Here is a 20,643-nt window from a genome sequence, read left to right as displayed (position 1 = left end):
ATAACGGCTAACTGACCTGCGTCATGCAGGCCTAAGCACAAAGCCGATTCCGGACGCAATTATGCCGAGGCATAATTGATTATGTAATTTTTGGCAACTTATAACTTTTGAGAGCGTCCTTCAATATTGAAGGACGTTTCATAGTATGTTAGGCGAATTACTTCTCTTGAAGTCCGGCACTTTTCTCATATGACGCAGATCAATGGGAGTAAAGCACTTTTCATACAAATATAACAAAGGACGGTGCAATTCGTTTTGACGAAAAAATGGAAAGTAATGACGATTTTCGGTACGAGACCAGAAGCTATTAAAATGGCTCCACTTGTATTGGAATTACAAAAGCATCCTGAGCAAATAGAATCGATTGTGACGGTAACAGCCCAACATCGCCAAATGCTCGATCAAGTTTTAGAAACATTTAAAATTACACCAGACTACGATTTAAATATTATGAAGGATCGTCAAACATTAATTGACGTGACGACTAATGCATTACAAGGCTTAGACAAAGTCATGAAAGAAGCAAAACCGGATATTGTTTTAGTACATGGCGATACAGCAACAACGTTCATTGCAAGCCTAGCTGCATTTTATAACCAAATTGCTATCGGACATGTGGAAGCAGGTCTTCGAACTTGGAATAAGTATTCACCATACCCAGAGGAAATGAATCGCCAGTTAACAGGTGTCATGGCTGACCTTCATTTCGCACCGACAGAAGTATCAAAGAAAAACCTTTTAGATGAAAATAAAAACCCTGAGACTATTTTTGTGACAGGTAACACAGCTATCGACGCATTAGCGACAACAGTAAGTGAACATTACACACATCCTGTGTTAGAAAAAATAGGTTCGGATCGTATGATTTTATTAACAGCACATCGTCGTGAAAATCTAGGTGAACCTATGCGTCATATGTTTAGAGCGATTACTAGAATTTTAGCAGAGCATGAGGATGTACAAGTTGTTTACCCAGTCCATATGAACCCAGCTGTAAGAGAAATAGCTAATGAGATTTTAGGAGATCATAAGCGTGTACATTTAATTGAACCTCTTGAGGTTTTCGATTTCCATAACTTTGCGGCTAATTCTTATATGATTTTAACTGATTCTGGTGGCGTCCAAGAAGAAGCACCTTCATTAGGTAAACCAGTTTTAGTACTTAGAGATACAACAGAGCGCCCAGAAGGTATTGCAGCAGGGACTCTTAAGCTAGCTGGAACGGAAGAAGAAACAATCTACTCTCTAGCTAAGCAATTAATAGAAGATACAAATGCCTATGAAGCAATGTCGAAAGCGTCAAATCCTTATGGTGATGGACACGCTTCTGAGCGTATTGTGAAGACTCTTTTGGGATTTTTACAAAAAAGCAAGTAATATCCCTTATCGAAAACGAAAAATGAGTCTAATTTACTAACCGTGATGAGTGAGCTAATTTGCGAGCATAAATGTGTCGTAAATTAGCTTTTTTTTGCACAAACGTAAACTTTGATTTTGAAGCTATGAATTTCCATACACAAATTTGTCAACAATTTGACAAGAGTATAGTAGCTGTGAAGTTTTTCTCCTTTACTAATTGACTTCAAATATCTCCTATTGTATGCTTACAAAGGGTAATAATGATAAGGGTTTCAAATCGTAAATAGAGGTTGAAACACTTGTTACATCAAGTTTCTACTAAATTGACAGTTCAAACCATAAGCTGTCGATTTGCAACGTTTTGTGCGTTTCGGGGTGTAAGATATTTTTTGGGATTTACACCTGTAATTTCAAAATGACGCTCTCCCGTTACTATTCCGCTGTGAGTAGTGTTTTTCACTGCTCTTTTCTGATTTCACATAGTGGTCAGCAAACGTTTCTTTACTCGAAAAAATGATTCAGGAGATTATAAACCAATGCTAGATTTGCATCACATTATTGCTGTGCAGAAGAGAGCGTTATTTTTTTTGCTCGCACTCTGTGCATTAGGCTGGGGATTTACACCCTATCAGACGGTTTTTGCGGGCATCGCAATCGGTGCATTCTTTGGTACGTATAATTTTTGGATTTTAGTTCGCCGTATGGACAAGTTTGATCGATCCATTAGTGAAGGGAAGAAAGTAGGCTCACTTGGTACAGCGCTTCGCTTTGCATCAGGTGTAGCGGCAGTCGCTTTAGCCATTTCGTTGCCAAACTATTTTCACTTAATTAGCACGGTCATAGGGCTAATGATTCCGTACGTTTTTCTCTTTGTCGAGAGAATTGTGTCACATGTAAGGAACCGCTAATGTGCTTTAAATTAGAAAGAGAGGTGAAAAATAACAATGAATCATGAAGCTCCATTACAAGTAGTTGATTTTGGTTTGTTCAAGCTAACGTTCAACCTTTCAACTGTTATGATGTTACTAGTTGCGGCCGTAATCGTTTTCTTAATCGCATTTATCTCAACTAGAAGCCTAAAGTTAAAACCTACTGGCATGCAAAACTTTATGGAATGGATTATGGATTTCGTAAAGAACATCATAAAAAGCAACATGGACTGGAAAACTGGTGGACGATTCCATATATTAGGTATCACACTAATTATGTTTATCGCTGTATCTAACTTATTAGGTCTTCCATTCTCTATCGCCTATAATGGCGAACTTTGGTGGAAATCTCCTACAGCTGACCCAACTGTTACAATGACGCTTGCAGCAATGATTTTAGCCTTAACACATTTCTATGGTATTAAAATGAAGGGGACAGGCCATTATGTTGGTACATTCTTCAAACCAATGTCATTCATGTTCCCGCTAAAAATCGTTGAAGAATTTGCGAACACTTTAACATTAGGTCTTCGTCTTTACGGTAACATTTATGCAGGTGAGATTTTACTTGGCTTAATCGCAGGTTTAGCATCATCAGGTGCTGTTGGATTCATCGGAGCAATTGTTCCAATGATGGCATGGCAAGGTTTCTCTATTTTCATCGGCTTTATCCAAGCCTTTATCTTCACAATGTTAACAATGGTATACATGGCTCATAAAGTGAGCGATGACCATTAATATAAAGCATATATCTTATGCTTGAACTAAAAAAAACATACAATTCCAAGGAGGAAATTTTCAAATGGGTTTATTAGCAGCAGCAATCGCAATCGGTTTAGGTGCACTTGGTGCAGGTATCGGTAACGGTCTTATCGTTTCAAAAACAGTAGAAGGTATCGCTCGTCAGCCAGAAGCTCGTGGCGTTCTTCAAACTACAATGTTCATCGGGGTAGCATTAGTTGAGGCCCTACCAATCATCGCAGTAGTAATCGCATTCATCGTAATGAACAAATAATTCAGTTGTACACTGAATTCTAGTGGCGAAGCAGGAATCTCCAGATGAAACTTCGCCATTCATTTTGGAACTGATAAAAGCTATGTGTAAATATAGCTTTTTAAAATAGGTAGTTTTTCAAGTTATTAAATTATTATGTTGAAGTTAAAGCTCTTGAAGGGAGTGAAACAATCGTGTTTTTAGATTATCTTGTACTAGGCAACGCTGAGCCAGGTTTCAATGGTGGCGATATCGCCGCAACTTTAGTTATCTTCTTAGTGTTAATGCTTTTACTTAAAAAGTTCGCTTGGGGTCCACTTATGGGCATCATGCAACAACGTGAAGAATTAGTAGCTAGTGAAATCGAAGCAGCTGAAAAAGCCCGCAAAGATTCTCACCAATATTTAGAAGAACAAAAGAGCCTTCTTAAAGAAGCTCGTACGGAAGCACAATCGATTGTTGAGGGCGCTAAGAAGCAAGGCGAAACGCAAAAAGAAGAAATTCTTACTGCAGCTCGCAATGAAGCAAACCGCTTAAAAGAATCGGCTTTACGTGAAATTGAGTCTGAAAAAGAAAAAGCTATTGCAGCTGTACGTGATGAAGTCGTTTCATTATCTGTACTTGCAGCATCTAAAGTCCTTAGCAAAGAGATTTCTGAGGCAGACAACCGTGCTCTAATTGAAGAGACGATTGCGAAGGCAGGGGAAGCTCGATGAGTAATTCAACTGTAGCAAAACGTTACGCACAAGCGCTTTTTCAATTAGCGCAACAAAAAAACATTCTTGCTGAAGTTGGAGCAGACTTAAACGAGCTAACAAAGGTTGTCAAAGAATCTCCTGATTTTTTAACACTTCTAAATGCTCCTAAGTTCTCTATCGAACGTAAGAAACAAATGGTAGCAGAAATCTTTGCAGGTGCAACTCCAGAGGTTGTACACACAGTTCAACTACTTGTTGAGAAAAAACGTGTAAACGAACTGAAGCTTATTGCTAACGCATATGCTGAGCTTGCTGCACAGGCACAAGGTACTGCAGATGCAACAGTATTCTCTACTCGTGCACTTTCTGCTGAAGAAAGCGCTAATATTTCTACAACATTTGCGAAACTTGTAGGGAAACAATCATTAAACATTACAAACGAAATTGATCCATCACTTCTTGGTGGTATTCGTGTTCAAATCGGTAATCATATTTATGATAGCTCAGTAGCGAACAAGCTTGAGCGCCTAAAACGTGAATTAATCGGTTAATAATTTAGAAATGTGAGAGGTGACATACATGGGCATCAAGGCTGAAGAAATCAGCAGTCTGATTAAACAACAGATTGAGAATTATGAATCTGAACTTAAAGTAAGCGAAGTTGGTACAGTTATCCGTATTGGTGACGGTATCGCTCTTGCTCATGGCCTCGACAACGCCATGGCTGGAGAACTTCTAGAGTTCTCTAACGGTGTTATGGGTATGGCTCAAAACCTAGAAGAAGGTAACGTTGGTATCGTAATCTTAGGTCCATACGCTGACATCAAAGAAGGCGATGAAGTTCGTCGTACAGGTCGTATCATGGAAGTACCAGTTGGTGAAGAACTAATTGGCCGTGTTGTAAACCCACTTGGTCAACCAGTGGATGGACAAGGTCCAATCAACACAACAAAATCTCGTCCAATCGAAAGTCCAGCTTTCGGTGTAATGGCTCGTAAATCAGTACACGAACCACTACAAACTGGTATCAAAGCGATTGACGCTTTAGTACCAATCGGTCGTGGTCAACGTGAGTTAATCATCGGTGACCGTCAAACTGGTAAAACATCAGTAGCAATCGATACAATCTTAAACCAAACTGGTGAAAATATGATTTGTATCTATGTTGCTATCGGTCAAAAAGAATCAACTGTACGTGGTGTAGTTGAAACGTTACGTAAGCACGGTGCATTAGATTATACAATCGTTGTAACTGCTGCTGCGTCTCAACCAGCTCCATTACTATACTTAGCACCATTTGCTGGTGTTTCTATGGCAGAAGAATTCATGTTACAAGGTAAGCACGTATTAATCGTGTATGATGATCTTTCTAAACAAGCATCAGCTTACCGTGAACTTTCACTTCTTCTACGCCGTCCTCCAGGTCGTGAAGCATACCCTGGTGACGTGTTCTACTTACACAGCCGCTTACTTGAACGTGCTGCGAAGTTAAATGAAACATACCAAAATGGTTCTATTACAGCTCTTCCATTCGTTGAGACACAAGCTGGGGATATCTCTGCATACATCCCAACTAACGTAATCTCAATTACTGATGGTCAAATATTCTTACAATCTGACTTATTCAACTCAGGTGTACGTCCAGCGATTAACGCCGGTCTTTCTGTATCACGTGTAGGTGGATCTGCTCAAATTAAAGCGATGAAAAAAGTTGCTGGTACACTACGTCTTGACTTAGCTGCATTCCGTGAACTTGAATCATTTGCTCAATTCGGTTCTGATTTAGATAAAATCACACTTGCTAAACTTGAGCGTGGTAAACGTACGGTTGAAGTGCTTAAACAAGACCTAAACAAACCACTTAAAGTTGAAAAACAAGTTGCTATCCTTTATGCATTAACTAAAGGTCACTTAGATGATATTCCAGTACAAGATATCGTTCGCTTTGAAGGTGAATTCTTAAGCTGGTTAGAAACAAACCACACAAACGTTTTAGATCACGTTCGTACTACAAAAGAACTTGCTCCTGATGCGGATTACGTAGCAGCTTTAACTGAGTTTAAAAAAACTTTCGCTAAATCAGAATAAGTTCGAGCTAGTCACTTGATTAAAAAACAAAAGGTGGTGAAATACCAGTGGTAAACTTACGCGAAATAAAAGGTCGTATTAATTCTACAAAGAGTACGAAACAAATTACGAAAGCGATGCAGATGGTTTCTTCTTCCAAGTTACGTCGTGCAGAGCAAAACGCTAAAGCGTACGTTCCTTACATGGAAAAAATCCAGGACGTAGTAGGCGCGATCGCTTCAGGGACAAAAGACAGTGGACATCCAATGTTAACTGCTCGTCCTGTTAAGAAAACAGCTTACCTAGTCATTGGTTCTGACCGTGGTCTTGCAGGTGCTTACAACTCAAGTATCCTACGTCAAGTACAGCGTACAATTGATGAGCGTCATAAATCAAAAGACGAATACGTTATTTTAGCGGTAGGTCGTGTTGTTCGTGACTACTTTGTGAAACGTGATCATAATGTCATCAGCGATGTTGTCGGTCTTCCGGACCAACCATCATTTGCTGATATTAAAGAAATCGCTCGTAAAGCTGTTGGTATGTTCACTGATGGTACGTATGATGAACTTTATATGTACTACAATCACTTTGTCAGCGCTATTGCTAGCGAAGTGACAGAGAAAAAACTTCTTCCATTAACGGATCTTGCACCTGCTAGCAGTAATGCTTCTTACGAATTTGAGCCATCTGGTGAAGCAATTCTTGAAGTGTTACTTCCACAATACGCGGAAAGCTTAGTTTACGGCGCATTATTAGATGGGAAAGCAAGTGAACATGCTTCTCGTATGACGGCTATGAAAAATGCAACTGATAACGCATCTGATCTTATTTCAGACCTTTCATTGCAATATAACCGTGCGCGTCAAGCGGCGATTACACAAGAAATTACAGAAATCGTTGGTGGAGCTGCAGCCTTAGAATAGGCCCAGCTTCCCAATGTCGTATAAGAATACGATAGGAGGATACACAGTAATGAATAAAGGACATGTTATTCAAGTAATGGGTCCAGTTGTTGACGTAAAATTTGACAATGGCCAATTACCAGCAATCTATAACTCACTAACAGTTAAGATTGAACGTCCTAATGAAGAACCAACAATTCTTGCATTAGAAGTTGCTCTTCATTTAGGTGATGATTCTGTTCGTACAATTGCAATGTCATCTACTGATGGCTTACAACGTGGAGCAGAAGTAACAGACTCAGGAAAAGCTATCTCAGTACCAGTTGGTGAAGTTACTTTAGGTCGTGTATTCAACGTACTTGGAGAAGTAATCGACTTAGGTGAAGAGATTCCAGCTGACGTTCGTCGTGATTCAATTCACCGCGAAGCACCATCTTTCGATGAACTTTCAACTACAGTTGAAATTCTTGAAACAGGTATCAAAGTAGTAGATTTATTAGCACCATATATTAAAGGTGGTAAAATCGGTCTATTCGGTGGTGCCGGTGTAGGTAAAACTGTATTAATCCAAGAATTAATCAACAACATCGCACAAGAGCACTCAGGTATCTCTGTATTCGCCGGTGTAGGTGAGCGTACTCGTGAAGGGAACGACTTATTCTTCGAGATGAGCGATTCAGGCGTTATCAAGCAAACAGCGATGGTATTCGGTCAAATGAACGAACCACCAGGTGCACGTATGCGTGTAGCTTTAACTGGTCTTACAATGGCAGAATACTTCCGTGATGAGCAAGGTGCTGACGTACTTTTATTCATCGACAATATCTTCCGTTTCACTCAAGCAGGTTCTGAGGTTTCTGCCCTATTAGGTCGTATGCCTTCTGCGGTAGGTTACCAACCAACACTTGCAACTGAAATGGGTAAATTACAAGAACGTATCACATCTACTAACAAAGGTTCTGTAACTTCTATTCAAGCGATCTATGTACCAGCCGATGACTATACTGACCCGGCTCCAGCTACAACTTTCGCCCATTTAGATGCAACTACTAACCTTGAGCGTAAATTATCAGAAATGGGTATCTACCCTGCGGTTGACCCATTAGCTTCGACTTCTCGTGCTTTATCACCAGAAATCGTAGGCGCTGAGCACTATGCAATCGCTACTGGTGTACAACGTACAATCCAACGTTACCGTGAATTACAAGATATCATTGCTATCTTAGGTATGGATGAATTATCTGATGAAGATAAACAAACAGTAGAACGTGCTCGTCGTATTCAATTCTTCTTATCTCAAAACTTCCACGTTGCGGAACAATTTACTGGTCAAAAAGGTTCTTATGTACCTGTTAAAGAAACTGTTCGCTCATTCAAGGAAATCCTTGATGGCAAATGGGATCACCTACCAGAAGATGCTTTCCGTCTAGTTGGTTCTATTGATGAAGTAGTTGAAAAAGCGAAAAGCATGGGCGTAGAGGTTTAATACCAGGGACGAGGAGGAAAAAATATGAAGACAGTTCTAGTCAATATTGTCACTCCCGACGGCCCGGTATACGATTCTGAAGTATCAATGGTAATCGCTAAAACAACTTCAGGTGAAATCGGTGTTCTTGCAGGCCATATTCCTATGGTTGCTCCACTTGCAATTGGTGCGGTGAAGCTAAAAAAAGAAAACGGTTCAACTGAACTTGTAGCTTTAAGCGGTGGTTTCATTGAAGTTCGCCCTGAAAAAATCTCAATTTTAGCTCCGTCTGCTGAAATTGCTGAAAGCATCGATGTTAAACGTGCTAAAGAAGCCGTTAAACGTGCTGAAGGTCGTCTTCAAGATAAACAAGATAACATTGATTTCAAACGTGCTGACCTAGCATTAAAACGTGCGTTGAATCGTATCAACGTTCATGAGGGTAATATCTAATTCAAATTTTAACGGACAGATTCAACATCTGTCCGTTTTTTAACATTATGCAACCGTTTGAGAGTATCGCTAGAGGAATTAATATGGAGGAACCAACATGGAAATATATGAGGCAATAGGGCAGGAAGCTTTAATAGGGATTTTATCGCATATATTTTTTATCGCTATTACTTTTTATGCGCTACAAGCGTTTATGCTTGAAAAGATCTTCAAGAAGAATAAAGTATTTCAAATCCAATTAATATATATCTTATTAAGTATTGCGATCGGATCAGCCGTTTCAAATTTCTTTCTGCAAATTTCAAACTGGTCAGGGAAGCTTCCGTATTTATTTTAATAGCTCCCTTATTACTATCTTTATGTTAGTAATTGAATCTACATGTTTCACAGGGCTTTATAACATTTTTATGTGGTCCTTTGAAATATGTAAAAATCAGTTTTAAGAAATCCATAGATTTTGTTTTTTGTTCACATATCTTTGGGTATATATTAGAAATTTACGCATTTCTTCCGTGTTATTGGTCATTCACAAAAAAAAATTTCATGCGTACAATAAATAAATAGCAAAATATCAATAAATGACGTAAAATAGTGATTTGGATGCTTGAACGAGCGTAAGAAAAGTTGTACTATAAAGTTGTTTGTTTACTGATTATGACATTATACTTCTTTTTAAAATAAAATTTTGATAGATTAATAGATTGAATTCGGAGGGACATAGGGTGGAAAAAATAATAGTGACTGGCGGCCAAAAGCTACAGGGGAAAGTGCGCGTAGAGGGCGCAAAAAATGCGGTGTTACCAATCCTAGCAGCGGCTTTACTTGCCTCTAAAGGAGAAAATGTAATTAAAGAAGTCCCTAACTTAGCAGATGTCTTTACTATAAATGAAGTACTAAAAAGTCTAAATGCGGCAGTTACATATATACCTGAGGACAATACAGTATATATAGATACAACAAAAGAACTTTCTAGCGAAGCTCAATTTGAATTTGTCAGCAAAATGCGTGCATCGATTTTAGTGATGGGTTCTTTACTTGCTCGAAATGGCTATGCTCGTGTTGCTTTACCTGGGGGCTGTGCAATCGGTTCTCGTCCAATTGAGTTACATTTAAAGGGCTTTGAAGCTATGGGAGCAAAAATCTCTTTTGGTCATGGATATGTAGAGGCGAAGGCAGAAGGACGTTTAAAAGGCGCAAATGTGTATTTGGACTTCCCAAGTGTTGGGGCAACAGAAAATATTATGACAGCTGCAGCCTTAGCGCAAGGAACAACTGTAATTGAAAATGCAGCGAAAGAGCCTGAAATTGTAGACCTTGCAAACTTCATTAATAGTATGGGTGGTCGTGTTATCGGTGCAGGTACGAATACGATTCGTATTGAAGGAGTCGATACATTATATGGAACAGAACATCATATTATTCCTGACCGTATTGAAGCTGGCACATTTATGGTTGCAGCAGCAATTACAAAAGGGGATGTAACGATTGAAAATGCTGTCCCTGAGCATATGACAGCATTAATTGCAAAGATGCGTGAAATGGGTGTAGAAATAACTGAGCTAGATGAAGGAATCCGTGTACGTGCTCCTAAAACATTAAAAGCTGTTGATATTAAAACTATGCCACATCCAGGCTTCCCGACAGATATGCAATCTCAAATGATGGCCTTGATGTTAACGGCTGAAGGTACGAGTATTATTACGGAAACTGTTTTTGAAAATCGTTTTATGCATGTTGAGGAGTTCCGTCGTATGAATGCCGGTGCTAAAATAGAAGGACGTTCTGTGTTTATCGAAGGGCCAGTAAACCTTCAGGGCGCTGAAGTAATGGCGACTGATTTACGAGCTGCGGCTGCGCTAATTTTAGCAGGTCTTGTATCTGAAGGTGTGACTAGAGTTACAAAGCTTCATCACTTAGATCGCGGTTATGTCGATTTCCATGGCAAGCTAGCTGCACTTGGCGCACACATTGAACGTGTACCACTTGAGGAAGTTATCACTAAAGAGAAAACAACTGTTGAATTACCAACAAACTAAATAGATTTATAAACCCTTTGCCTTTGAGCAGAGGGTTTTTTCTTTGTAGTGCAATCCATGTTAGCGAGAGTGAAGCAACAGCCAAAAAAATCGCTCATCATAACGTGGAGTTGATTTCCGTTCCGGCTGGGCGCTTTCCTGGGGGCGTCCGATGAGCCGCTTCACTCGCTAGGCTCGCACCAGGGTCTCGGGCCAACAGATGTTTTTTGCGCGAAAGCGAAGCGGCAGCAGCACCGATGTTGGTCACGAAGGCGTTATCACAGGACGTGATAAGGCTGAAAACGCTTCTTTTCCGCAAATACATTGTCACTAGATAAGACGGTTTTAACCTCCGTGCCACCTAACGCTCATGCTTTACATGTGCAGCACCCAACCATGTTTACCAGGCTTTACCTTCGTCAACATCCACATATTTTGAAGAGTTCTAGCATATTATTCCTTATGAAAAAATGGATAATGAGTATAGGCATAATTTGTTTGATTGGAGCATTATATATGCTTCCTGTGGCATTTAGTGAGAGACGCACGGTTGAGGATTCACCTTCAACAGCAGAGCAAGCTTGTGAAATATTCATAGAAGTGGAGGGGCAACAGGAGAAAATCCCTTTAGAAACGTATATAACTGGTGTAGTAGCTGCAGAAATGCCTGTTTCATTTAAAAAAGAAGCTTTAAAGGCGCAGGCTATTGCAGCAAGGACGTACGCGTTGAAATCGACAAATTACGGTAAAATAGCTATCGCTCCTACTGTTGCTAGACAAGTTTTTTACGATAAGGAGCAAAGAAAAGCGAATTGGACTAGCAATTTCCCGGGGAATGAAAAGAAAATTGTCGAGGCTATTAACGAAACGAAAGGACAAGTTCTTCTATATAATAATGAATTAATTACGGCAATGTTTCACTCTACTAGCAATGGGAAAACAGAAAGTGCCTACGATTTTAGTGGCAATGATGTACCTTATTTACAAAGCGTTGCGAGTATGTCGGATCTATCATCACCAAAGTTTTCAGCGATGAAAGAATGGACATTATCTGAATGGAATGCACTGTGGCCTATTAAATGGCAAGCAAGTGATTTCAACCGTGCACAGTTCTTTTTAAATGATACAGGACGTGTTGAACGCATGCAGTTAGGTAAGAATGTGTGGTCAGGGCGAGAAGTTCGAACACTTTTGCAAATACCGTCAACGGATTTTAAAATTTCATATAATTCCACCGCTGGAAAAGTGCAAGTGAGCACGAAAGGGTACGGGCATGGGGTAGGAATGAGTCAATATGGAGCAGAGGCTTTGGCAAGTGATGGGAAAAATGCTGCCGAAATTTTACACTATTATTATCAAGATATTGAAATAAAAAAGATAGATGCATGTTTAAAATAACTTCTAGTTGTTCACACTGCAATTAGAGGTGATGAAAATGAGAGAGGATAAAAATAGTAAAACTTCTCAGAATCAACAAGATGAAAAAGTTCAATTACAGAAGAAACCGTGGTTTTGGCCAGTTGTTTACGCTGGTGGGGCTCTAATGCTAGCAGGTTTGCTGCTTGGTTACAATAGTCTCGTATCAAAAGTAGAAGAGGCTCCGTCAACAAATGTAGCAGAAGTAGATTCAGGTCCTGTAGTTGAAACAAATGCAAAAACAGAAACAATGAAGTACCCGTTCAAGGAAGCGAATCTTAGTAAGATTCAAGTTTCACAAGAGTTTTATGAAGTAGAGGCTAATGCAGAGTCGCGTGAAAAAGCACTTATGGTATTTAATCAAACATTTACGACATCTTCCGGTATTACTCTTTCTATGAATGGTGAAGAATTTGAAGTACTTGCTGCTCTAAGTGGTAAAGTAAAACAAGTAAAACTTGATGCATTCACAGGCAATAAAATTGTTATTGAGCATGCAGATGGTAAGGAAACACATTATAGCTCTGTAAAAGACATTGCTGTCAAGGAAGGCGATGAGGTAACACAAGGTCAAGTACTTGGAAAAGCGACTGACAATGAGTGGAACCAATCAGCTGGCGTTAACTTGCATTTTGAAGTACTAGAAAACGGGAAATATATTAATCCGAAAAAATTACTAGCCTTTTAACTTAAACCAGCAGAAGTCTCTCACCTCTATAGGCGAGAGACTTCTGCTGGTTTAAGCCACTTTTCAGCGGGTATCCAAACTGAGGCATAATTGATGATAGGAAAATTCGTAGATTTCAAATATAGTAAATGATAATTTATATTGAGAGAAACGAATACTAAAAAATGCATAAAAAATCGGTATTTTATCGTGAAAATGTAAAATGTGTTCTGAATAGCTTTATCCTCACATAAGGTGAAGAAATGCGCAGACGTGCATCTGATGCCATTTGTGAAATTGTGTGGAAAGGACGAAGAACGTGCACGAGCACATTCGGAAGCGCTGCATACGCCTCGGTGAATTATTGATTGAGACGCGTGAAACTGTGCGTGTCCTCGCGAAAATGACAGGTTATTCAAAAAGTACGGTGCACAAAGATTTAACAGAGCGACTGCCAACAATTCATGAAGCATTAGCTGAGCAAGTAAAGGAAATACTCGCCTACCATAAGGCCGTACGTCATATTCGTGGAGGAGAGGCAACGAAAAACAAGTGGAAAGAAAGAGCGAGTCATGAATGATTCGTTCTTTTTTTGCAAAGGACAAGCTAAGTACATACTTCCTATTTATTTACATAATCAAGAATTTTAAAAACAGAGGTTCATTACCCAAAGTTGTGAGAAGACATTTGATAAATACTGGGCGACTCCTTGGGGATCAGCAATAGAGGAACGAAGGCTAAAACACCACGTCCTGTGATAACGCCTTCGTTGACCAACCTCCTTTTGGCCCAAGCGGCTCATCGGACGCCCCCAGGAAAGCACCCAGTCGGAACGGAAATCAACCCCACGTTAGGTGATGAACCAAAAAATGTTTAAACGATTTCTTCTTTTCAATAAGTGTTCATATAATTGAAAGAATGCAGTTCTATTCACTAAAATTAGGTGTAATTACCAATAGGATATGATAAAATATTCTAGATAAACAGATAAAAATGAACGTTATGTAGTTGGAAATGGCGGGAAGGAGAAATTATAAAATGTTTTCGAAAGATATTGGCATTGACTTAGGAACTGCGAACGTATTAATACACGTTAAAGGTAAAGGAATCGTCTTAAATGAACCATCTGTTGTGGCGATTGATAAAAAAACAAATAAAGTATTAGCGGTGGGGGAAGAGGCTCGCCAAATGGTAGGGCGTACACCGGGTAATATTACTGCAATTCGTCCATTACGAGATGGTGTCATTGCAGATTTTGACGTTACAGAAGCGATGCTAAAACATTTCATCAACAAATTAAACGTCAAAGGATTTTTAGCTAAGCCACGTATTTTAATTTGTTGTCCAACAAACATTACTAGTGTTGAGCAAAAAGCTATTCGTGAAGCTGCAGAAAAATCAGGTGGAAAAAAAGTATACTTAGAAGAAGAACCAAAAGTTGCAGCTATTGGAGCAGGCATGGATATATTCCAACCCAGCGGCAATATGGTAGTCGATATTGGCGGCGGAACAACAGATATTGCAGTCCTATCAATGGGTGATATTGTAACGAGTGAGTCCATTAAGGTGGCAGGAGACATTTTTGATAATGATATTTTACAATATATTAAAAAAGAATATAAATTGCTAATTGGTGAACGTACAGCAGAAGCCATAAAAATTACTATCGGTACAGTCTTTAAAGGTAGCCGAAACGATTCAATGGACATTCGTGGCCGAGACATGGTGACAGGTCTACCACGTACAATAACGATTCACTCAGAGGAGATTGAACGTGCATTACATGAATCGGTTGCTATGATCGTCCAATCTGCAAAAAATGTTTTAGAAAAAACACCACCAGAATTATCAGCTGATATAATTGATCGTGGGGTCATCATTACTGGCGGTGGTGCATTACTACACGGTATGGACCAGCTATTAATCGAAGAGCTAAAGGTACCTGTGTTCATTGCAGAGCAACCTATGGATTGTGTAGCAATCGGTACAGGCATTATGCTTGAAAATATTGATCGAGTGCCCGCATCCTTATAAAAATACAATGAGGTGATTCCTTTGTTTAAAGGGTTTTATACAGTTGCAACTGGTATGATTGCACAACAAAGACGAACAGAATTACTTACCAATAATTTATCAAATACGAATACACCAGGATTTAAAGCAGACCAATCAACAATTCGCTCATTTCCAGACATGCTTATGTCAAGTGTAGGAAAAACAAATGCATCTGCTAAGGAGCAAGCAGGCTCTCAATATATGAGCCAAGTTGGCGCATTAAATACAGGGATTTATATGCAAGAAACATTACCAAATTACATACAAGGCCAAATCTATAGCACTGATTTCCCGACAGATATGGCTTTGATCGATGGAAACTTACCGCAAAATGAAGATGGCACTAATGGATCTATTTTCTTCCGTTTAGCACATCCAGATGGTGGCGAAGCATATACACGCAACGGGAATTTTACATTAGATGGTCAAGGCTATTTAGTTAATCCACAGGGACTGTACGTGCTATCAGACAGAGGTCAGCGTATCCAGCTACCGAATGATGATTTCCGCTTAGATGAGAACGGGGCAATTTATGTTAATAATCAGCAAGTAGCTCGTGTTGGAGTATCATTTTCAGCGAATCCGAACATGCTAAGTAAACAGGATAATGGCTTAATGCGAACAGAAAATGGTCAGAACTTACCGACAGCTTATGGTGCTAATGGCGTATCCTTTACACTGCGTCAAAATTATCTAGAGGGCTCAAACGTAGATTCTAGTCGCACAATGACTGATTTAATGACAGCATATCGCGCTTTCGAAGCTAACCAAAAAGTGTTACAGGCTTATGATCGCAGCATGGAAAAGGCTGCCAACGAAATCGGAAAAGTATAATAGGCGAACTGGAGGCGTTTGAACATGCTACGTACAATGATGACTGCAACAAACACAATGGGGCAATTACAAAATAAACTAGATACTATTAGTAATAACATTGCCAATAGTAATACAGTCGGCTATAAAACACAAGAAGCCACATTTAATGAATTGCTTTATCAGCAATTTAATAATGATAAGCAAGACCGTGCTGACCGACAATCACCTGTTGGCATCCGATATGGTTCAGGTGCAATGCTTGGACAAATCCAATCAAATCAAAAGCAAGGCTCTCTACAAACAACAAATCGCGACCTTGACTTAGCTTTTACAAAACCAAAGCAATATTTCAATATTTTGATGCCAGATGGTGAAAATGGCACAAAAACAGTGTATACTCGTCAAGGTGACTTTTATTTATCACCATTAAATAATGGAACAGTAATGGTTGTAACTGCAGATGGATATCCATTGGCAAACGCAACAGGACAAGCTATTACATTACCGGATAATGTAAAAAAATTCGCGATCAGTAATGGAGGCGTCTTAGAGGCATCCTATCCAAATGGAGATATTATTCGTACTGATTTAGCAGTGACAGAATTCCAAAAGCCACAGCTAATGGAGAAAATTTCTGGCTCCTATGTTGGATTGCCGAATAACTTAGCTCAGCTTGGATATACACAAGCTGAAGTAGTCACTGAATTACAAGGAGCAAATCGTCAGCAAATTGGCATGCAGAGCGGTTCGCTAGAAATGTCGAATGTAGATCTTTCAAAGGAAATGACGGATTTAATTCAGACGCAGCGTTCTTATCAATTCAATGCAAGAGCTGTAACTTTAGCAGACCAAATGCTTGGGCTCATTAATGGTATTCGATAGTAAATCCGTTATTACTGTTTAGTAAGTAATGAAGAGGAGTACAATCTATGACAGACGATTCAAGTCGAGGTTCTATGCAAACAAATGAAACCGATACGCCACCAGAAGAGAAGAAACACGGCTCAAATGGAGAGCAACGAGAGGTTCGATGGGTGCAAATACGGCTGATTCCGATTTGGCTACGCGTTGTACTTATTATCATCTTAGTTGTTGTTGCAGCAGTTGTAGGTGCAATGTTTGGCTATAGTGTAATTGGACAAGGTAAAGCCATGGACGTTTTCAAACCAGAAACATGGCAGCATATATTTGATATTATGAATGGTAAAGAATAAAATTATTCTTTACCATACTTTGTGTTTACATATAATATCTTCATTTAGTAGGCGTTGGACACCTCCTACTAAATGAAGATATAGCCTCTGGCGGATGTCACGGATGTTGAATTGAGCGTGCACAATTCAACATCCGGACGCAATTACGCCAAGGCGAAATTGATATAAGGGGGAAAAGAAATGTTAACAGCAGAGCAAATTCAAGCAATTTTACCACATCGGTATCCTTTTTTATTCGTTGATCGTATCGTTGAATTAGAAGAAGGCAAGCGTGCAGTCGGTTTAAAAAATGTCTCTATGAACGAAGACTTTTTTAATGGGCATTTTCCGGGCTATCCAGTAATGCCTGGGGTTTTAATTGTCGAGGCGCTAGCACAAGTTGGTGGTTTAGCGTTATTAAACGCGGATGAATTCAAAGGTCGTCTAGCTTTCTTGACGGGTATTGATAATTGTCGTTTCAAGCGCCAAGTAGTACCGGGAGATCAACTTCGATTAGAGGTAGAGTTCGTGAAACTACGTGGAGTAATGGGTAAAGGTCACGGTGTGGCGACAGTCGATGGAGAACTAGTATGTGAAGCGGATATTTTATTTGCTATTGGGCCTGAGCAACCAAAGCAGGCTTAATTTGCAATTATAGGCTAAAAGATATAAAATAATGATGTCGAATAATGTCTTTACTGTTAATCTTTTAATAGTTTATCTTTATTCTGCACTCTCCCTCTATAGGTAGTGTAGTTAAAGATATTACGGATTTAGAAAAATGCAATGGCGTATATGTGATTGTGTATTGAAATACATGTAATTTTAGTTTTGTTTTTAAAACGTAGGAGGATTAAATAGATGTATAAGGAATTGTCTTCAGGTATTAAAATTAGCATTACGCGTTCGATTTCAACATCTTTTGAATCATACTTAGCAAGTATTGATTGGAAAGAAGAGCGTTTTTCTATGGAAGACTTCATTGCTAGCTGGCAAACTTATTTTCAAGAAAATGCCGCATGGATCGAAAAAATCCCAGCAGATGTTTTGATGAGTACTGAATTCCATGAAGAGATGGCGCAAAAAATCGATGAAGTAATTGCAAAAATTTTAAATGAAGAACCAACAGCTAAGCAAATTGAAACAATCGAGGCATTGCAAAAAGAGCTAGGTACAAACTATGGCTACAATTGTAAAGCAGAAGCAGCCTACATTGAACAATTGTTAAAAGAAAAACAAAAATAGTTTGTACAAAAATCGGATAGTTCCCTCCTTTCCCGGGCAATCTATGTAAGATCACAAATACACACGTTGTATTTGATGACATAGCACCGAAGAAAGGAGGTTTTTTCTTATGTGGAGAATGTCATTTTTGGCAATCATTCTTGCTACTGTATTTCTTGGAGGTTGTAACTGGGGAAACAAAGCAGTTGAAACAAGACCAGTGGAGAATGTTAAACACGACGTTCGCCGAGGTGTAGAAGACGTTGTAGAACCGACTCGAAGAAATGACGTTTACAATCGTGACGTAAATGGTGTTAACCGTAACACTGTTCTTCCTGAAGCTACAACTCCAGGCACTACTACTACACCAAGAACAACAACACCAGGTACGACAACAGTACCAGGAACAACAACACCAGGAACAAATGCTGATTTAAATGGTACAAATGGCTATAACAACGTTCCAAATGCAAACGGCGTTGTTAAAGAAAAGATCGTCGAAGAGAAAGTAACACGATAATATAAAAAAGAGTGTTTCAATTAATGGAACACTCTTTTTTTCTTTTCGAATTCGCGAAAGGGGAAATACCCGCGGCTGAGTAATTGCATTTGGAAATCCTTCAACAGTTCCATCTGGCTTTGTTATCGTCAAAATCAAGACGTCAGTTAATATTTTTTATTTCAACAACTAGCATAAAATTACTGCAAATAAAAAGTGTATCGAGTTGATGTGAATGCTGTGCAGAATTCATCAGAATTAAATTATGTAACACTAAAACAGTATAGGGACAAACTAATTCAAGCCATTCACGGTCAACTTTCTTTTCACCAGCAATGCTCATGATAATAGCTAATATCAGGGTCCTCTTTGAACAACCGCCTCTTTAATAATTTTAATGCCTTTTCCTAACAGCAATATTCAAGTGTAGTTACCTTCTATAATTTTTACATCGAATTTAACCTTAAATTCTCTACCTGTCCAATAAAAAATAACGATGCAAACTTTTGCATCGTTAAATCAAGTTCAATCATTTTTGAGTTTTGGTCGTTCTTTCATATCGTGTGTGAAGCGGTCCAATAACTTATCTAAAGTAACTCCCTCAGCTAGTAACTCGGCAAGTAATTGCTCGGCATATTTCGAGCGTTTTGTCTTTAGCGTTCCTTTTAAAAGGACAGAGATGTGCTCGCCAATTTCTTGAACTGTATGTACGACAACCTGGAAAGGAGCAGGCTCATTATCTGGAAATGAAATAACTGCACGTACATTAAAGACAGTAGCATTCGCTAAAAGTTTTTCGAAAGTTGAACGATATTGCCGGTCCATAAATAGTTCAAGAACCCAAGATTGATGGCTGTTTTCCTGGTTAATAATAATACCATCGACTAAAGGGAAAGGTTGCATGCCGTCTTTTGTGACAAGGTCAAAGGAAAGCATCTTAAATGTTTTCAATATGTAATATCCTCCTAAGTCAGTCATCTATTTTAGTATAACATATTCAACTAGCCCTGTTTAACTTCATTCAGCGGAAGTCTCCCACCTCTATAGGTGGTGAGATGAAGCGGTTTTAAGTCACTTTTCAGCGGGTGTCCAAACATCCGCTGAAAGAAGTCACGGAATCGGAAAGGAGTTCTTTGTGCAAGCACAAAGCCGATTCCGGACGCAATTATGCCAAGGCATAATTGATGATAGGGCCAATACTGTGTTTTCGTACAATCTGCAAAAACAGCTAAATTGCATATTTCAACAATTAGCATTTGCTATTACAGCGAAAAGCATTCAGCTCGAAAAATTATTCAATAATTGAAAAGTAAAAGGCTCAATATATCTAATTTATGATTAAAAACTAAGGGAAATGATAAAAATCGACTTTTGCCAATGCTGGATTAATTTTTGTAAGATGAGAGCAATCAAAAGCAAAGGAGGTGAATCAATGAATCAAGTCGGACTGGTCGGAAGATTAACAAAGGATCCAGTGTTACGACACTTATCTGAAAATCGCGTGCAAACACATTTTTCTCTAGCCATTAATCGCAATTACAAAAACAGTCGTGGGGAAGTGGATGCTGACTTTATTCTTTGTTCAGTTTGGGGAAGACTTGCAGAGCATATCGTCAAATATTGCGGAAAAGGCTCATTAATTGGGGCAAATGGTCGTATTCAATCAAGATCATTTCTAAATGAAGAAAGCACAAAGGTTTTTATAACAGAAGTAGTCGTAGAAGATGTCCGATTTTATCAGCTTAAGCCAAGGGATAGCGACGGAGCAATTGTGCTACCAAAGCCACCTGATGAGCAAGACGGCTTAAAGGATTTTGTGCTACCTGAGCCAGAAGTGCAATTACCAGTAGTAAGCAATTCCTAAATGGTACATACGGGGCAAGTGACA

Annotated in this window: 25 protein-coding genes; 23 read left to right on the top strand and 2 right to left on the bottom strand. The window is 39.1% G+C overall.

Features of this window, described 5'->3' with window-relative positions; translation table 11 throughout:
- Positions 1-255 precede the first annotated feature (255 nt).
- From wecB to ACQKOF_RS07645, 22 genes are all read left to right on the top strand, one after another.
- Complete coding sequence (gene wecB / locus ACQKOF_RS07750; protein ID WP_427555171.1) at positions 256-1,377, top strand: non-hydrolyzing UDP-N-acetylglucosamine 2-epimerase; 1,122 nt, start codon at positions 256-258, stop codon at positions 1,375-1,377.
- 518 nt (positions 1,378-1,895) lie between these two features.
- Positions 1,896-2,267 carry an ATP synthase subunit I gene (locus ACQKOF_RS07745; protein WP_053484445.1) on the top strand — a complete coding sequence of 124 codons (372 nt, stop codon included), beginning with the start codon at positions 1,896-1,898 and terminating at the stop codon, positions 2,265-2,267.
- 36 nt (positions 2,268-2,303) lie between these two features.
- On the top strand, positions 2,304-3,026 hold the full coding sequence (atpB, locus tag ACQKOF_RS07740; RefSeq protein WP_427555169.1) for a F0F1 ATP synthase subunit A: 723 nt from the start codon (positions 2,304-2,306) through the stop codon (positions 3,024-3,026).
- Positions 3,027-3,090: 64 nt separating this feature from the next.
- Entirely contained in the window at positions 3,091-3,303 is a 213-nt protein-coding gene (atpE, locus tag ACQKOF_RS07735) for a F0F1 ATP synthase subunit C (RefSeq protein WP_049668022.1), read from the top strand.
- Between the two features lie 173 nt (positions 3,304-3,476).
- Positions 3,477-3,998 (top strand): F0F1 ATP synthase subunit B, encoded by a 522-nt coding sequence (atpF, locus tag ACQKOF_RS07730; RefSeq protein ID WP_427555167.1) that lies wholly within the window; start codon positions 3,477-3,479, stop codon positions 3,996-3,998.
- The gene (locus ACQKOF_RS07725) at positions 3,995-4,531 is read left to right on the top strand and encodes a F0F1 ATP synthase subunit delta (protein WP_427555165.1); all 537 of its coding nucleotides are present in this window, start codon (positions 3,995-3,997) and stop codon (positions 4,529-4,531) included. Before atpF ends, ACQKOF_RS07725 begins: the two co-directional genes overlap by 4 nt.
- A 28-nt stretch (positions 4,532-4,559) precedes the next feature.
- Positions 4,560-6,068 carry a F0F1 ATP synthase subunit alpha gene (gene atpA / locus ACQKOF_RS07720; protein WP_053596444.1) on the top strand — a complete coding sequence of 503 codons (1,509 nt, stop codon included), beginning with the start codon at positions 4,560-4,562 and terminating at the stop codon, positions 6,066-6,068.
- A 47-nt stretch (positions 6,069-6,115) separates the two neighbouring features.
- Positions 6,116-6,973, top strand: a complete 858-nt coding sequence (atpG, locus tag ACQKOF_RS07715) for an ATP synthase F1 subunit gamma (RefSeq protein ID WP_053484440.1) — start codon at positions 6,116-6,118, stop codon at positions 6,971-6,973.
- Positions 6,974-7,022: 49 nt separating this feature from the next.
- Entirely contained in the window at positions 7,023-8,438 is a 1,416-nt protein-coding gene (gene atpD / locus ACQKOF_RS07710) for a F0F1 ATP synthase subunit beta (RefSeq protein WP_323654278.1), read from the top strand.
- Between the two features lie 24 nt (positions 8,439-8,462).
- Entirely contained in the window at positions 8,463-8,870 is a 408-nt protein-coding gene (locus ACQKOF_RS07705; RefSeq protein WP_100545243.1) for a F0F1 ATP synthase subunit epsilon, read from the top strand.
- A gap of 97 nt (positions 8,871-8,967) precedes the next feature.
- The gene (locus ACQKOF_RS07700) at positions 8,968-9,207 is read left to right on the top strand and encodes a DUF1146 family protein (RefSeq protein ID WP_132360374.1); all 240 of its coding nucleotides are present in this window, start codon (positions 8,968-8,970) and stop codon (positions 9,205-9,207) included.
- 385 nt (positions 9,208-9,592) lie between these two features.
- Complete coding sequence (gene murA / locus ACQKOF_RS07695) at positions 9,593-10,906, top strand: UDP-N-acetylglucosamine 1-carboxyvinyltransferase (RefSeq protein ID WP_427555162.1); 1,314 nt, start codon at positions 9,593-9,595, stop codon at positions 10,904-10,906.
- A gap of 495 nt (positions 10,907-11,401) precedes the next feature.
- Entirely contained in the window at positions 11,402-12,283 is an 882-nt protein-coding gene (gene spoIID, locus ACQKOF_RS07690; protein WP_427555160.1) for a stage II sporulation protein D, read from the top strand.
- A gap of 37 nt (positions 12,284-12,320) precedes the next feature.
- Positions 12,321-12,989: a peptidoglycan DD-metalloendopeptidase family protein gene (locus ACQKOF_RS07685; protein ID WP_370044612.1), complete on the top strand. Its 669-nt coding sequence runs from the start codon at positions 12,321-12,323 to the stop codon at positions 12,987-12,989.
- Positions 12,990-13,287: 298 nt separating this feature from the next.
- Positions 13,288-13,548 (top strand): sporulation transcriptional regulator SpoIIID, encoded by a 261-nt coding sequence (locus ACQKOF_RS07680; protein ID WP_053484600.1) that lies wholly within the window; start codon positions 13,288-13,290, stop codon positions 13,546-13,548.
- 458 nt (positions 13,549-14,006) lie between these two features.
- A complete protein-coding gene (locus ACQKOF_RS07675; RefSeq protein ID WP_053484433.1) occupies positions 14,007-15,002 on the top strand; it encodes a rod shape-determining protein in 996 nt (331 codons plus the stop codon).
- 21 nt (positions 15,003-15,023) lie between these two features.
- A complete protein-coding gene (locus ACQKOF_RS07670) occupies positions 15,024-15,857 on the top strand; it encodes a flagellar hook-basal body protein (protein WP_427555157.1) in 834 nt (277 codons plus the stop codon).
- A 24-nt stretch (positions 15,858-15,881) separates the two neighbouring features.
- Positions 15,882-16,721 (top strand): flagellar hook-basal body protein, encoded by an 840-nt coding sequence (locus ACQKOF_RS07665; protein WP_427555155.1) that lies wholly within the window; start codon positions 15,882-15,884, stop codon positions 16,719-16,721.
- A gap of 47 nt (positions 16,722-16,768) precedes the next feature.
- A complete protein-coding gene (locus tag ACQKOF_RS07660) occupies positions 16,769-17,053 on the top strand; it encodes a DNA-directed RNA polymerase subunit beta (RefSeq protein WP_427555153.1) in 285 nt (94 codons plus the stop codon).
- Positions 17,054-17,233: 180 nt separating this feature from the next.
- Positions 17,234-17,677 (top strand): 3-hydroxyacyl-ACP dehydratase FabZ, encoded by a 444-nt coding sequence (fabZ, locus tag ACQKOF_RS07655; RefSeq protein WP_427555151.1) that lies wholly within the window; start codon positions 17,234-17,236, stop codon positions 17,675-17,677.
- 216 nt (positions 17,678-17,893) lie between these two features.
- The gene (locus ACQKOF_RS07650; RefSeq protein WP_427555149.1) at positions 17,894-18,277 is read left to right on the top strand and encodes a hypothetical protein; all 384 of its coding nucleotides are present in this window, start codon (positions 17,894-17,896) and stop codon (positions 18,275-18,277) included.
- A 109-nt stretch (positions 18,278-18,386) separates the two neighbouring features.
- The gene (locus ACQKOF_RS07645) at positions 18,387-18,776 is read left to right on the top strand and encodes a hypothetical protein (protein ID WP_427555147.1); all 390 of its coding nucleotides are present in this window, start codon (positions 18,387-18,389) and stop codon (positions 18,774-18,776) included.
- A gap of 142 nt (positions 18,777-18,918) precedes the next feature.
- Here the strand turns inward: ACQKOF_RS07645 and ACQKOF_RS07640 are convergent, their stop codons facing one another.
- Complete coding sequence (locus ACQKOF_RS07640; protein ID WP_427555145.1) at positions 18,919-19,098, bottom strand: nuclease-related domain-containing protein; 180 nt, start codon at positions 19,096-19,098, stop codon at positions 18,919-18,921.
- A gap of 182 nt (positions 19,099-19,280) precedes the next feature.
- Complete coding sequence (locus ACQKOF_RS07635; RefSeq protein WP_427555143.1) at positions 19,281-19,706, bottom strand: YwpF family protein; 426 nt, start codon at positions 19,704-19,706, stop codon at positions 19,281-19,283.
- Between the two features lie 481 nt (positions 19,707-20,187).
- Here ACQKOF_RS07635 and ACQKOF_RS07630 point away from each other — a divergent pair, with 481 nt between their 5' ends.
- Positions 20,188-20,619 (top strand): single-stranded DNA-binding protein, encoded by a 432-nt coding sequence (locus ACQKOF_RS07630; RefSeq protein ID WP_427555141.1) that lies wholly within the window; start codon positions 20,188-20,190, stop codon positions 20,617-20,619.
- Positions 20,620-20,643 lie beyond the last annotated feature (24 nt).

This window comes from Lysinibacillus sp. NPDC093190 (assembly GCF_050280425.1).
Classification (GTDB): Bacteria; Bacillota; Bacilli; order Bacillales_A; family Planococcaceae; genus Lysinibacillus.
The sequence above is the reverse complement of the archived record's forward strand: the minus strand, read 5'-3'. Positions and strand labels throughout refer to the sequence as shown.